Source organism: Pseudomonas sp. BAY1663 (assembly GCF_000582595.1).
GTDB lineage: Bacteria > Pseudomonadota > Gammaproteobacteria > Pseudomonadales > Pseudomonadaceae > Stutzerimonas > Stutzerimonas stutzeri_AF.
Genome location: NZ_AZSV01000021.1, coordinates 1 through 14,304, shown reverse-complemented (window position 1 = coordinate 14,304; position 14,304 = coordinate 1). Strand labels below are relative to the sequence as shown.

Here is a 14,304-nt window from a genome sequence, read left to right as displayed (position 1 = left end):
GCCCAGCACCGTGAACAGCGCCTGCCAGGCTTGCGCTCGAGATTGCGCAGCGCCATGCGCAATGTCGGCGAAGCCAGTTTCTGCAGGCCGAGCCGCTCGAGCAGCGATGTCCGGAACGCTGCAGGCGGCTCCGGACGCATGGCCTCGGCCGGGGGCAGCCTGACCGCCTGCCATACCGCACCGATGACGCCCAGCAGCGACAACGCCGCCGCGCCCAGAAAGCCGAGCACCAGCGCCAGCCAGTCAGGCCGGAACGGTAGATTCGGCAGTTGGAAGAAGCGCGTGTAGAGCTCGGTCATCATCTGCCCCATCCACAAACCGAGCAGGCTGCCCAGCACGCTGCCGAGCAGCACGATCGCCAGGGCGAACTTCAGGTAATGCCAGCCGACCGCCGCGGATGAGTAGCCGAACGCCTTGAGTTGGGCGATCTGTTCGCGCTGCAGGCGGATCATCCGGGTCAGCGCCGCACTGGTCATGAAGGCGGCGACGCTCAGAAACAGCACGGGAAACGCGATGGAGAACTGGACCAGTTGCCGGATCTCGTCGGCGATCTGCTTGCTGGCGACATGGCCGCTGCGGTCGTACGCCACCTGCCCGCCATAGGGCAACAACAGGCGGTCGAGCGCAGCCATCACCGCCTGGGCATTGGCACCCGGAGCGATGTCGACGATCACGCTGTTGAAGGCCCCGGACAGGTCGAAGGCGCTGGCCAGCTTGCGCTCGTTCATCCAGAACACCCCGAAACGCTTGGGGTCCGGGATCATCTGCCCCGGTTGCAGCTCATAGACGAATTCCGGCGACAGGCCTATCCCGACGATATGCAGGCGCTCGCGCGCGCCATAGATCACCGCCTCCACGCTGTCACCCGGGCGAAAACCGTGGGCTCGGGCAAACGCCTCGCTGACGACCACCTCGTAGCGATCGCCGATATCGGGCAAGCGCCCCTCACGTAGAAACAGTAGATTGAGCTGTTGTGGCCGATCGTCCGGCAGCGAGTGGATCACGCCGTCTGCCGGCTCCTTCATTCCCGGCAGATCGAGCCGCAAGTTGCCGGTTATCCGGGTATCCACCGCGGCGACACCGGGAATCCGCTCCAACTGCACTCGCAGGGTGTTCGGCGCCCGCTTCAGTTCGCTGAACACCATGGCGAAGCGATGCGCCTGGTAGTACGCATCGATACTGCCGCCCAGGGAAAGCACCAGGCTGCGCGCCATCACCATGACTGCCAGCCCACAGGCCATCACCAGCGCCACCGCGATCATCTGGCCCTTCATCCGACCCAGGTCGCGCATCAACTTGAGGTCGAGCGGGCGCATCCGCTGCCTCCCTACCAAGACAGCGTCGCAGCGGGTTGCCGCTGGCTGTTGCGCTCGATACTCGCCACCCGGCCATCCGAAAAACGGATCACGCGATCCGCCATGTTCGCGATCACCGCATTGTGGGTGATGATCACCACCAATGCGCCGGTGCTGCGGTTGACCTGCTCGATGGCTTCGAGCACGGTGATGCCGGTCTTGACGTCGAGCGCCCCGGTCGGCTCGTCGCACAGCAGCACCTGCGGCCGCTTGGCGATGGCGCGGGCGATGGCCACGCGCTGCTGCTCACCACCGGAGAGCTGCGACGGGAAATTATCCAGGCGCTCGCCCAGGCCCACCATCGTCAATGCCTCCTTGGGGCTCATGGGGGCTTCGGCCAGCTCGGTAATCAGTGCGACGTTCTCACGGGCGGTAAGGCTGGGAATCAGGTTGTAGAACTGGAAGATGAAGCCCACCGAATCGCGGCGGTACTGGGTCAGGCGCTTCTCATCGGCATGGGTGAGATCCTCGCCGGCATAGTGCAGCGTCCCCTCGGTCGGCACATCGAGGCCGCCGAGGATGTTCAACAGGGTGGATTTTCCGCTGCCGGAGGCGCCCAGCAACACCACCAGTTCGCCGGGAAAGAGCTCGAGGTCGACACCGTTGAGCGCCCTGACTTCGGCCTCGCCGGCACCGTAGATCTTGGTCAGGCCGCGCGCCTGAAACAGCGATGTAGTTAGACTCATGATTCCCGGGCATCCGGAAGGTCCGTTCAGGACGATAGCAGGCGGGCGAACCACCATTCATCCGGCCGGCGATATGCCAGGCAGTGTTCATCAGCACCCGGCGACGGGTCAATGACTCCATCGCCGCGCTGGTTGCGGAACGATCGTCCACCCGGCTGCCGCATGCGACAATGGCGCCCCCGTTCATGGATCCGGGTTCAAGCAGCACATTCGTGTATAATCTGCGCCCCCTTTTCGTTGCCCGACTGTCCGAGAATGCCCTCTATGCAGCTTTCCTCGCTCACGGCGGTTTCCCCCGTCGATGGCCGCTACGCCGGCAAAACCAGCGCCCTGCGCCCGATCTTCAGCGAATTCGGCCTGATCCGTTGCCGGGTCCAGGTCGAGGTCCGCTGGCTACAGCGCCTGGCCGCCCACCCGGGCATCCCGGAAGTCGCGCCCTTTTCCGCCGAAGCCAATGCGCTGCTGAACCAGCTGGCCGAGAACTTCCAGCTGGAGCATGCCGAACGCGTCAAGACGTTCGAGCGCACCACCAACCACGACGTCAAGGCCGTGGAGTACCTGCTCAAGGAGCAGGCCAAGCAGTTGCCGGAGCTGGCCAAGGTCAACGAGTTCATTCACTTCGCCTGCACCAGCGAGGACATCAACAACCTGTCCCACGCGCTGATGCTGCGTGAAGGCCGCGACAACGTGCTGCTGCCGCTGATGCGCCAGCTGGCCGACGCGATCCGTGCCCTGGCCGTGCAGTTCGCCGACGTGCCGATGCTTTCGCGCACCCATGGCCAGCCAGCCTCGCCGACCACCCTCGGCAAGGAGCTGGCCAACGTGGTATACCGCCTGGAACGGCAGATCGCCCAGGTCGCGGCCGTACCGCTGCTGGGCAAGATCAACGGCGCCGTGGGCAACTACAACGCGCATCTGTCGGCCTACCCGAACATCGACTGGGAAGCTAACGCCCGCGAATTCATCGAGGGCGACCTGGGCCTGACCTGGAACCCCTATACCACCCAGATCGAACCGCACGACTACATCGCCGAACTGTTCGACGCCATCGCGCGCTTCAACACCATCCTGATCGACTTCGATCGCGACGTCTGGGGCTACATCTCCCTCGGCTACTTCAAGCAGAAGACCGTGGCCGGCGAAATCGGCTCCTCGACCATGCCGCACAAGGTCAACCCGATCGACTTCGAGAACTCCGAAGGCAACCTCGGCATCGCCAACGCGCTGTTCCAGCATCTGGCCAGCAAGTTGCCGATCTCCCGCTGGCAGCGCGACCTGACCGATTCCACCGTACTGCGCAACCTCGGCGTCGGCTTCGCCCACAGCGTCATCGCCTACGAGGCGAGCCTCAAGGGCATCGGCAAGCTGGAGCTCAACGCCGCGCGCATCGCCGAGGACCTGAACAATTGCTGGGAAGTGCTGGCCGAGCCGGTACAGACCGTGATGCGCCGTTATGCGGTGGAGAATGCCTACGAAAAGCTCAAGGATCTCACCCGCGGCAAGGGCATCACGCCCGATGCCCTGCAGGCCTTCATCGACGGACTGGACATCCCGGCCGAGGCCAAGGCCGAGCTGCGCAAGCTGACGCCGGCCAGCTACATCGGCAACGCCGTCGCCCAGGCCAAGCGAATCTGATCGACCTCCTGTATGCACGCCCGGCTGTGCCGGGCGTTTTTATTTGCAGCTCTGTATATAGAGCAAGGTGTTAGGCATGACTTCTGATATTCCACTTCAAATTCTGGGCGGCATCAGCGCCCGGGAATTCCTGCGCGACTACTGGCAGAAGAAACCGCTGCTGATCCGCCAGGCCATCCCGGGTTTCCAGAGCCCGATCTCGCCGGACGAGCTGGCCGGTCTTTCCCTCGAGGAAGAAGTCGAGTCCCGCCTGATCGTCGAGCATGGCGACAGCCCCTGGGAGCTGCGCCGCGGCCCCTTCGCCGAAGACACCTACCAGCAGTTGCCGGAGCGTGACTGGACCCTGCTGGTACAGGCTGTGGATCAGCTGGTGCCGGACGTCGCCGAACTGCTCGAGCACTTCCGCTTCCTGCCCAACTGGCGCATCGACGATGTGATGATCAGCTATGCCGCGCCGGGGGGCGGTGTCGGCCCGCATTTCGACAACTACGATGTCTTCCTGCTGCAGGCCCATGGCCAACGCCGCTGGCGCATCGGCCAGATGTGCGACAGCGAAAGCCCTCTACTTGCGCATGGCGACCTGCGGATCCTCGCCGACTTCCAGGGTACCGACGAGTGGATTCTGGAGCCGGGCGACATGCTTTACCTGCCGCCGCGCCTGGCCCACTTCGGCACCGCCGAGGATGCCTGCATGACCTATTCGGTCGGTTTCCGCGCCCCGAGTGCAGCCGAAGTCCTGACCCACTTCACCGATTTTCTCGCACAGTTCCTGCCGGACGAGGATCGCTACGGCGATGCCGACCTGCAACCGAGCGACGACCCCTACCAGATTCAGAGCGACGCGCTGGACCGCCTGAAGGCGCTGCTCGCCGAACACATGGGTGACGAACGCCTGCTGCTCACCTGGTTCGGCCAATTCATGACCGAGCCGCGCTACCCGGAGCGCGTCGAAGGCCCGGAGATCGATGAATCCGACTTCCTTCCCGCCCTCGAAGACGGTGCCGTACTGGTGCGCAACCCTGCAGCCCGCCTGGCCTGGAGCGAGGTGGACATCGGCCTGCTGTTGTTCGCCAGCGGGCAGAGCCGCCTGCTGCCCGCGCACCTACGGGAGTTGCTGAAGCTGATCTGCTCGGCCGATGCGTTACACGTCGAAAATCTTGACCAATGGCTGAGCGACGAGGATGCGCGTAATCTTCTGTGGCAACTGGCCCAACAAGGAAGTCTGGAGTTCGCAGATGAATAACATTCAGGTCCGCATCGCCGATTGGCAGAAGGACAATGCCGAGCTGCGACGCATCCGGGAAACCGTTTTCATCGCTGAACAGGCCGTTCCCCCGGAACAGGAATGGGACGCCGACGACGCCGAGGCCGTGCATTTTCTCGCCCTGGAGGACGATTACCCGATCGGCACCGCTCGCCTGTTGGCCGACGGACACATCGGCCGCGTAGCGGTCCTGCGCGACTGGCGCGGCATGAATGTCGGCGATGCGCTGATGCGTGCGGTGCTCGCCGAAGCCGAACGCCGCGATTTGAAGGAGCAGAAGCTGACCGCTCAGGTCCACGCTACCGCCTTCTATGAACGGCTGGGCTTCAAGGTCGTCAGCGACGAATTCCTCGAAGCCGGCATCCCTCACGTCGACATGCTTCGCCAGAGCCGCTGAGGTCGCCATGCGTGACGACGCCCCGGACGAAAGGAGCCAGTGCGCCGAACTCCCGGCCATCGACTTCCATTCTCCGGGGCGTTTTGCCGTGCACAATCCACAGGCGGAGCTTGCCGAGCCGCTGCCCTGGGAGCCCGCGCCGTTTCTGCTTGGCGAAAGCGCGGAACTGCAACGGTTCAGCACACCCCTGGAGATTCGCCAGCATGCGCTGGCCCTGTTGCAGCAGGCGACCCGGACGGTATGCATCTACAGCCCGGATCTCGAGCCCTGGCTGTACCACCACGGCAGCATCCAGCAAGCCTGCGCGCGGCTGTTGCTGGCCCATCCGCGCAACCAGCTGCGCATTCTCGTGGGCGACCCCGCGCGCGCCGTCAAGGAGGGTCATCGCCTCCTGCATCTGGCCCGGCGGCTGACCAGTAATCTTCATATCCGCCGGCTGAACCCCGAGTACCCAGACGATAGCGGTGCCTATGCCATCGTGGACGGTTGCGGTCTGCTGTCACGCCCGAAGCCGGATCAGTACACCGGCTATGCTCTTTATCGGGATCCCGCCCGTGTGCGCCTGCGCCAGGCACAATTCGACAAAGCCTGGGATCATGGCCTATCCGATGCGAACCTGCGGAGCTTCCTGTTATGACCCTACGTACCTGCTGCTGGCCATCACCCTTGCGCTCAGCCTACCCCTGCATGCTGCGACGGAAGTCATACAACTCAATCATCGCATGGCTGAGGATGTGCTTCCGGTCGCCGCGTCCGTAGTCGGCGAGCAGGGCCGGGTGACCGCCTATGGCAACCAGCTGATCGTCAACGCCCCAGGCCCGGTGATCAGCGAACTGCGCCAAGTGCTCGAGCAGTTGGATACCGAACCGAAACGCCTGCTGATCAGCGTCGACACCCAGGATTCGGCAAGCGGCAGCAGCAGCGGTTACCGGGTTGACGGCTCACTGCGCGCCGGCGATGTCGAGTTCGAGACCGGACGAGGTGAAACAGGGGGACGCGACCAGGTGCGCATCATTCGCCGCAGCACCAGTACCGGGATGGCGGCATCCAGCAGATCCAAGCCAACGAAGGCTACCCGGCCCTGATCCAGGTCGGCCAGAGCGTACCGCTGACCACCCGTGGCACCGATGTCTACGGCCAGGTCTACCAGCAGACCCAGTACCGCGACGTGATGCGCGGCTTCTACGCCACCGCGACCGTGCACGGCGACCGTGTACAGATCACCATCAGCAGCACCCGCGATCGGCTCAGTCAGAACCGTTCCGGCGTTATCGATACCCAGAGTGCCGATACCCGCGTCAGCGGTCGGGTCGGCGAATGGATTTCCATCGGCGGCGTAAGCGAAAACGCCAGCTCCCAGCAAGACGGGACTCTTCGACGCTACTCTACGCAGGGCAGCCAGGACGTCTCGATGCGCTTGAAAGTAGACGTCCTGGATTGACCCTCGATCCGCCCGACAGGCGACCCCGCATGAAATGTAGTGCCTAAAAAAAAACACTACAAAACGATTGACGACGCTTTTCCAGCGGCGCATCATTGCCCCGCTCCCGCTAACCAGGGGCCCTGGCAAGGGTCTCCGGAGTGCGCTCAAGCCAACCAGCCGAGCCGCTCCGTGACTGTACTGCCCACAAGGTGGACTGACGAGGTTGCGACTGGAACGAGTCGTCCTGAGGGACGGGGAAGCGATTAGCGTATCAGCCAGACAGTTCCTCGTTGTTCCGCCCCACGGCAGCCACGCCGGCTGTGGGTACAGCAACCGGAGCCGGCCCGGCGGTCGTGTCCACCCCTCCTCCAGGTTTCAATCCTCGTCCCGGTCGATATTTCGACATTCTGCCGCGTGTTGCCCGCAACGATCAGCGATAGCACGTAGGTTTCGGTGGGAAAAGTCGGTGCTCAACCACACTCATTTTTTGAAGGATTGAACATGTCTGCATATCAAGACGACATCAAGGCCGTCGCCGCCCTGAAAGAGCAATATGGCAGCAGCTGGGCCGCTATCAACCCTGAATCCGTGGCTCGCATGCGCGCCCAGAACCGCTTCAAGACCGGTCTGGAAATCGCGCAATACACCGCCGACATCATGCGCAAGGACATGGCCGAGTACGACGCCGACTCGTCCATCTACACCCAGTCGCTGGGCTGCTGGCACGGCTTCATCGGTCAGCAGAAGCTGATCTCCATCAAGAAGCACCTGAAGACCACCAACAAGCGCTACCTCTACCTGTCCGGCTGGATGGTCGCCGCCCTGCGCTCCGACTTCGGCCCGCTGCCGGACCAGTCGATGCACGAGAAAACCGCCGTTTCCGGCCTGATCGAAGAGCTGTACACCTTCCTGCGCCAGGCCGACTCCCGCGAACTGGACCTGCTGTTCACCGCCCTGGACGCCGCCCGTGAAGCCGGCGACAAGGCCAAGGCTGCCGAGATCCAGAGCCAGATCGACAACTACGAAACCCATATCGTACCGATCATCGCCGATATCGACGCCGGTTTCGGCAACCCGGAAGCCACTTACCTGCTGGCCAAGCGCATGATCGAAGCCGGTGCCTGCTGCATTCAGATCGAGAACCAGGTATCCGACGAGAAGCAGTGCGGCCACCAGGACGGTAAAGTGACCGTTCCGCACGCCGACTTCCTCGCCAAGGTCGCAGCCGTACGCTACGCCTTCCTCGAACTGGGCATCGACAACGGCGTGATCGTCGCACGTACCGACTCCCTGGGCGCCGGCCTGACCAAGCAGATTGCCGTGACCAAGGAACCGGGCGACCTGGGCGACCTGTACAACTCGTTCCTGGATTGCGAAGAAATCTCCGAAGCCGAACTGGGCAACGGCGATGTCGTCATCAAGCGCGAAGGCAAGCTGCTGCGTCCGAAGCGCCTGCCGTCCAACCTGTTCCAGTTCCGCAAGGGCACCGGCGAAGACCGCTGCGTCCTGGACTGCATCACCTCGCTGCAGAACGGTGCCGACCTGCTGTGGATCGAAACCGAGAAGCCGCACGTGGGCCAGATCAAGGCCATGGTCGACCGCATCCGCGAAGTCATTCCGAATGCCAAGCTGGTGTACAACAACAGCCCGTCGTTCAACTGGACCCTGAACTTCCGTCAACAGGTGTTCGACGCCATGGTTGCCGAAGGCAAGGACGTTTCCGCCTACGACCGCGCCAAGCTGATGAGCGTGGAGTACGACGAAACCGAACTGGCCCAGATCGCCGACGAGAAGATCCGCACCTTCCAGCGCGACGGCTCGGCTCATGCCGGTATCTTCCACCACCTGATCACCCTGCCGACCTACCACACCGCCGCGCTGTCGACCGACAACCTGGCCAAGGGCTACTTCGCCGAAGAAGGCATGCTGGCCTACGTCAAGGGCGTTCAGCGTCAGGAACTGCGCCAGGGTATCGCCTGCGTCAAGCACCAGAACATGGCTGGCTCCGACATCGGCGATAACCACAAGGAGTACTTCGCTGGCGAGGCTGCTCTGAAGGCAAGCGGTAAAGACAACACCATGAACCAGTTCCACTAAGGAACGATTCCCGGCCCGACCGGCCATGGTGTTCAAGAAGACCTCGCAAATGCCGAGGTCTTTTTTTTGAAAGAGAACACGTCTTCGTGAGCGCGGCGCGGCGCTTCGTCGGGCATCCCCCAGCCAGTCATAAGATTGTCGCACGCAGAATCTAGCGTCATGGCTCCGACAACAATCGTATGGAGCTGCGCCGTGATTACTGAGAAAAACGAAATTCTGTTCGGCAACGGGGACGAATTGCCCAGTAACCATTCCACGAATCCGCATATCCAGGATGTGATCTCGAGCAGTCGCCGCCAGATACTCGCCGGAGGCGCAGCCATGGGTGCCCTGGCCTTCATGGGGGCCTCGCTACCGGGCATTGTCCAGGCCGCGGAACCGGCCGCGAAAGGGCTCAAGGACTTTCCGCTCAAGCGCCGCAGCCGCCTCCCCTTCATTCCGGTTGACGTTACCCGTGCCGACACCATCACTGTTCCACGAGGCTATACCGCGACCACTTTCATTCCTTGGGGCACGCCGATCACCGGTCGTTATCCCGCCTATCTGGAAGACGCCAGCAACAGTGCCGACGACCAGGAGCAGCAGGTCGGCATGCATCACGACGGCATGCATTTCTTCCCGATGAATGCAAAGCTCGGTGGGCAGCAGAGCGACCATGGCCTGCTGGTGCTCAACCACGAGTATATCGATGCACCGTTGCTGCACCCGAACGGCCCGAACGTAAGCGACGGCAAGCGGGTGAATGTCGACGAGGTGCGCAAGGAGATCAATGCCCACGGCGTTTCCGTGGTCGAAATCCGCCGCGGGCTGCGAGGCGAATGGTCGGTACTGCCCTCGGCGCGCAATCGCCGTATCACCGGTGCCACGCCCATGCGCATCGAGGGCCCTGCCCGCGGTCATGCACTGTTGATGACGCGCTACAGCCCGAGTGGCACCTCGGCTCGCGGTACTCTGAACAACTGCTCCAACGGCTACACCCCTTGGGGCACCTACCTGACATGCGAAGAGAACTGGGCCGGCTATTTCGCCAGCAAGGACGGAGAACTTCCACGGGAACTGAGCCGCTATGGTGTACGCGATACCAGTCGCTACGGCTGGGAAACGATTGCCGGTGATGAATTCGAACGCTTCAACGCAACCCGCATCGCCGACGACGCGCGCGCCGATTACCGCAACGAACCGAACGCCTTCGGCTGGATTGTCGAGATCGACCCGTTCGATCCCAACGCGACGCCGGTCAAACATACGGCACTGGGGCGCTTCGCCCACGAAGGGCTGGTCTTCGCCCCAGTGAAGCCAGGGCGACCAGTGGTCTGCTATTCGGGCGACGATTCGCAAAACGAATACATCTACAAATACGTCAGCCGGGACAAATACCGCCCGCAGCGTAGCGATGGTCGCCTGCTGGACGACGGCACGCTCTACGTCGCGCGTTTCAACCCCGACGGTAGCGGCGACTGGCTTGCCCTGGATCATGCCGATCCAGCCTTCCAGCAAGCCTGCACGGCTGCGGGGGTACAGTTCGCCGATCAGGGGGAAGTCTTGATCAATACGCGTCTAGCCGCCGATGTCGTTGGTGCAACCAAGATGGATCGCCCCGAATGGGGTGCGATCCATCCGGACACCGGCGAGGTTTACTTCACCCTCACCAACAACAGCAGCCGCGAGACGGCAGATGCTCCCAATCCACGAGCGCCCAACGCATTCGGACACATTATCCGCTGGCGCGAAGCCAGCCGGGACTTCGTCGGTCCCCGCTTCGAGTGGGATATCTACCTGCTTGCAGGACCGCAGGAGAACAGCCGGGATCCCAAAGGACGCGCACTCAACGATAGCAACATCATGGCAAGTCCGGATGGACTCTGGTTCGACGTTGAAGGTCGCCTTTGGATCCAGACCGACATGAGCGGCAGCCAACTGAGCTCGGGCCCCTTCGGCAACAACCAGATGCTGGTATCCGACCCTGGAAGTGGTGAAACCAAGCGCTTTCTGGTCGGCCCGCTGGGCGCGGAGGTTACCGGTATCACGGCGACGCCGGATTTCAGGACCCTGTTCGTCAATATCCAGCACCCGGGCGAAGGTTCCAGCTCGACAAATTTCACAAGCAGTTGGCCGGATGGTCCTGGCCGGCGGCCCCGCTCGGCCACCGTCATCATCACCCGTGAAGATGGCAAGCGCCTGATGTAAGCCGCCAGGAAGGCGGGCTCGAAGCCCGCCTTCTACACTATTCCGCGGGCAGCTCCGGTGAAGTGAAAAGGCCCCAGGCCGATATGAACAATGCTGCGACCAGCGGGCCGATGACAAAGCCGTTCAGGCCGAACAGAGCCAGTCCACCGAGCGTCGAAATCAGAACCACATAGTCCGGCATCTTCGTATCCTTGCCGACCAGGATGGGACGCAACACGTTATCCACCAGACCGATCACCAACACACCGTAGAGTGTGAGAATCACGCCCTGCCAGATCGCGCCGGTAATCAGAAAGTAAATCGCGACAGGCGTCCAGATCAGGCCTGCGCCCACTGCCGGCAACAAGGACAGGAAAGCCATCAGAACGCCCCAGAGCAATGCTCCGGAGATTCCCAGGACGGCGAAGATGATACCGCCCAGCGCTCCTTGGGTAGCCGCGACCACGATGTTACCTTTTACCGTGGCACGCACCACGCGGGTGAACTTGCTGAACAGGCGCCGCTTCTGCGCATCGCTCAACGGAATTGCCTTCCTGATACGTGCGACCAGCTCGCGCCCATCCCGTATGAAGAAAAACAGCAGGTAAAGCATCACGAAGAAGCTGATGAAGAACTGAAAGGTTCCCTGACCAAAGCTGAATGCCTTGGTTGCGAGAAACTGACTGCCCTCGAGGGCGCTGCTTGCCAGGCGTTCACGCATGGACTCCAGGTCCCCCAGGCCGAAGCGCTGCAGTTGTAGTTGCAAGGATTGCGGTAACAGTTCTCTGGCCCTGATCACCCAATTGCCGATATCCAGTTCGCCACTTTCGAGCTGCTTGTAAAGTGCCGCACCCTCCTGGACCAGCATCCCGGTGATCAGGATCACCGGTAGCACTGCAACCAGCAAGCAGACCAGCAACGTCAACAACGCCGTGAGATTGGGACGCTGACTGAATCGGCGATACAGGTAACATTGCAATGGCGCGAAGATGATCGCGAGTATCACCGCCCAAAATACTGCACCGTAGAACGGCAGCAAGATCCAGCCAAAGGCAAGGGAGACCACGATCAGCAGCGAAAGAAAGACCTTTTGCTCGAGCGTCGTATTGACCATCGTTTGCCCTATCGCTGCATTTCCTCCTGTTTAGTCAACGATCGAGCATATGAGTGCGGCATAGCCCATTCGCCATCAGAGCGAAAGGGCTATGCCCTGCTATCAGGCTTGCTAACGAGGTTTCAAAGAGTCATCGCGGCCAGCCAACCGAATGCCAGCAACGGCAGGTTGTAATGCAGGAAGGTCGGCACGACGGTGTCCCAGATATGGTTGTGCTGGCCATCGACATTCAGGCCCGCCGTCGGCCCGAGCGTGGAATCCGATGCCGGCGAGCCGCCGTCACCCAAGGCCCCTGCCGTGCCGACCAGGCTCACGATGGCCAAGGGACTGAAGCCAAGCTCGACACCAAGCGGTACGAAAATCGCCGCGATAATTGGCACGGTCGAGAAGGAGGAGCCGATCCCAATGGTCACCAGCAAACCAACCAGCAGCATCAGCAACGCCCCTGCAGCCTTGCTATTGCCGATCCACTGGGCCGATGCATCCACGAGCAACTTCACTTCCCCCGTCTCACGCATGACCTCGGCGAAACCTGCCGCAGCGATCATGATGAAGCCGATCATGGCCATCATCTTCATCCCCTCGGTGAAGAGATCATCCGCCTCGCGCCAACGCACTACCCCCGAAACAGAGAAGATCACGAACCCCGCGAGCGCACCGAGGATCATCGAATCCAGCCAAAGCTGAATGACGAATGCGGCGGCAATCGCCAGCCCGGCGACCAACAGGGTAAGAGGGCTGTAGCTGATGCTGACCTTCTCGACCTGCGCGATCAGGCTCAGATCATATTCACGCGGTTTCCGGTAGCTGTAGAAAGCGAACAGCAGTCCAGCGAGCATGCCCATCGCCGGAATGAACATCGCGTGTGTGACGCTTATCCCCGTGGTATCGACTCCGCTTTTGGCAACGTTGGCCAGCAGAATCTCATTCAGGAAAATGTTGCCAAAACCTACCGGAAGAAACATATAGGGAGTAATCAGACCAAAAGCGAGTACACAGGCGATCAAGCGCCGATCGACTTTCATTCTGGAGAGAACGTATAGCAGCGGCGGTACCAGAAGCGGAATAAATGCGATATGGATCGGCAGGATATTCTGAGAGGAAATCGCCACGGCCAAAAGCAAGGCGACCATCATCCATTTCACCACACCGGCCCCCTGGCCCCCTTGCCTGCCGATAAGGGCCAAAGCCTTGTCCGCCAGCGCATGTGCCAGGCCGCTCTTGCCTATGGCAACCGCGAATGCCCCTAGCAAAGCATACGAAAGGGCTACCGTCGCACCGCCGCCCAAGCCTTTATTGAAAGCCGCCAGGCTGCCTTCGATTCCCAGGCCCCCAATCAACCCTCCGGCCATGGCGCCTGCAATAAGCGCGACCACCACGTGCACGCGACAAAGACTGAGGATCAGCATGATGCCGACCGCTGCAACAACTGCGTTCATTTGATCTCCCCTGTAAACGACCGAAGTCGCTTTGAAAAGCGCCGTACTCTGCAGCAAGGACAGTCAGGTGTCAAAGAGCAACCACGAATAAAACAGGCAAATACTGGCTCGATAGGAGATGCCGATCATCCGGTCCCTGGAGGATTCTTGTGCCGGCATATGACGAGCTGCAGTCGAGAGGCAACTCCTGCTCGATGTACCTATCAAGCAAAAAGCGTAAAATTCTCCCTGCCCCTAGCGACCATATTGCGAGTCCATCTGTGGAAATATTCAAAGAGTTCACCTTCGAATCGGCACACCGGCTGCCCAATGTTCCGCAAGGACATAAATGCGGGCGCTTGCATGGCCATTCCTTCCGTGTCGCCTTGTACATCAGCGGTGAGGTCGACCCGCATACCGGATGGATTCGCGATTTCGGTGAAATCAAAGCTATCTTCAAGCCCTTGTACGAGCAACTCGACCACAACTATCTGAACGATTTGCCCGGCTTGGAAAATCCGACCAGCGAGAATCTGGCCAAATGGATATGGAAGGAACTCAAGCCTCTGCTTCCGGAGCTCTCTCGCATTCGCATCCATGAAACCTGCACGAGTGGCTGCGAATACCAGGGCGACTAGACCTCACCCACCCTTCTCCGTGAAAGCGAAGCCGCTCTTCAGACCGGCTTCGCCCTCTCCCCGGCACCAGTCGTCTCCGCCCTTTGCCCCAACGCCCATGAGAGTGGAGCA

At 61.5% G+C, this 14,304-nt stretch carries 10 protein-coding genes and 2 pseudogenes; 8 read left to right on the top strand and 4 right to left on the bottom strand.

What is annotated here, in order from left to right; translation table 11 throughout:
- Positions 1–209: 209 nt before the first annotated feature.
- Positions 210–1,214 (bottom strand): annotated as a pseudogene (locus tag BAY1663_RS25875) (ABC transporter permease); the annotation flags it as partial.
- 113 nt (positions 1,215–1,327) lie between these two features.
- Positions 1,328–2,041, bottom strand: a complete 714-nt coding sequence (locus tag BAY1663_RS08440; protein WP_037039510.1) for an ABC transporter ATP-binding protein — start codon at positions 2,039–2,041, stop codon at positions 1,328–1,330.
- A 264-nt stretch (positions 2,042–2,305) separates the two neighbouring features.
- On the opposite strand from BAY1663_RS08440, the gene purB reads away from it, so the two are divergent.
- From purB to BAY1663_RS08405, 7 genes and pseudogenes are all read left to right on the top strand, one after another.
- Positions 2,306–3,676 (top strand): adenylosuccinate lyase, encoded by a 1,371-nt coding sequence (gene purB / locus BAY1663_RS08435; RefSeq protein WP_037039508.1) that lies wholly within the window; start codon positions 2,306–2,308, stop codon positions 3,674–3,676.
- Positions 3,677–3,752: 76 nt separating this feature from the next.
- Positions 3,753–4,919: a cupin domain-containing protein gene (locus BAY1663_RS08430; RefSeq protein WP_037039507.1), complete on the top strand. Its 1,167-nt coding sequence runs from the start codon at positions 3,753–3,755 to the stop codon at positions 4,917–4,919.
- Positions 4,912–5,337 carry a GNAT family N-acetyltransferase gene (locus tag BAY1663_RS08425; RefSeq protein ID WP_037039505.1) on the top strand — a complete coding sequence of 142 codons (426 nt, stop codon included), beginning with the start codon at positions 4,912–4,914 and terminating at the stop codon, positions 5,335–5,337. Before BAY1663_RS08430 ends, BAY1663_RS08425 begins: the two co-directional genes overlap by 8 nt.
- A gap of 7 nt (positions 5,338–5,344) precedes the next feature.
- Positions 5,345–5,974 (top strand): hypothetical protein, encoded by a 630-nt coding sequence (locus BAY1663_RS08420; RefSeq protein ID WP_037039503.1) that lies wholly within the window; start codon positions 5,345–5,347, stop codon positions 5,972–5,974.
- Positions 5,946–6,778, top strand: a pseudogene (locus BAY1663_RS08415) (secretin N-terminal domain-containing protein). Before BAY1663_RS08420 ends, BAY1663_RS08415 begins: the two are co-directional and overlap by 29 nt.
- Before the next feature lie 483 nt (positions 6,779–7,261).
- Entirely contained in the window at positions 7,262–8,857 is a 1,596-nt protein-coding gene (locus BAY1663_RS08410) for an isocitrate lyase (protein WP_037039500.1), read from the top strand.
- Positions 8,858–9,049: 192 nt separating this feature from the next.
- Positions 9,050–11,044: a PhoX family phosphatase gene (locus BAY1663_RS08405; RefSeq protein ID WP_037039498.1), complete on the top strand. Its 1,995-nt coding sequence runs from the start codon at positions 9,050–9,052 to the stop codon at positions 11,042–11,044.
- Between the two features lie 37 nt (positions 11,045–11,081).
- Here the strand turns inward: BAY1663_RS08405 and BAY1663_RS08400 are convergent, their stop codons facing one another.
- Both BAY1663_RS08400 and BAY1663_RS08395 read right to left on the bottom strand, forming a co-directional pair.
- The gene (locus BAY1663_RS08400; protein WP_037039495.1) at positions 11,082–12,137 is read right to left on the bottom strand and encodes an AI-2E family transporter; all 1,056 of its coding nucleotides are present in this window, start codon (positions 12,135–12,137) and stop codon (positions 11,082–11,084) included.
- Between the two features lie 122 nt (positions 12,138–12,259).
- A complete protein-coding gene (locus BAY1663_RS08395) occupies positions 12,260–13,576 on the bottom strand; it encodes a Na+/H+ antiporter family protein (protein ID WP_037039492.1) in 1,317 nt (438 codons plus the stop codon).
- A gap of 260 nt (positions 13,577–13,836) precedes the next feature.
- Between BAY1663_RS08395 and queD the strand changes: the two genes are divergently transcribed.
- Positions 13,837–14,193 (top strand): 6-carboxytetrahydropterin synthase QueD, encoded by a 357-nt coding sequence (gene queD / locus BAY1663_RS08390; protein ID WP_037039489.1) that lies wholly within the window; start codon positions 13,837–13,839, stop codon positions 14,191–14,193.
- Positions 14,194–14,304: the final 111 nt, after the last annotated feature.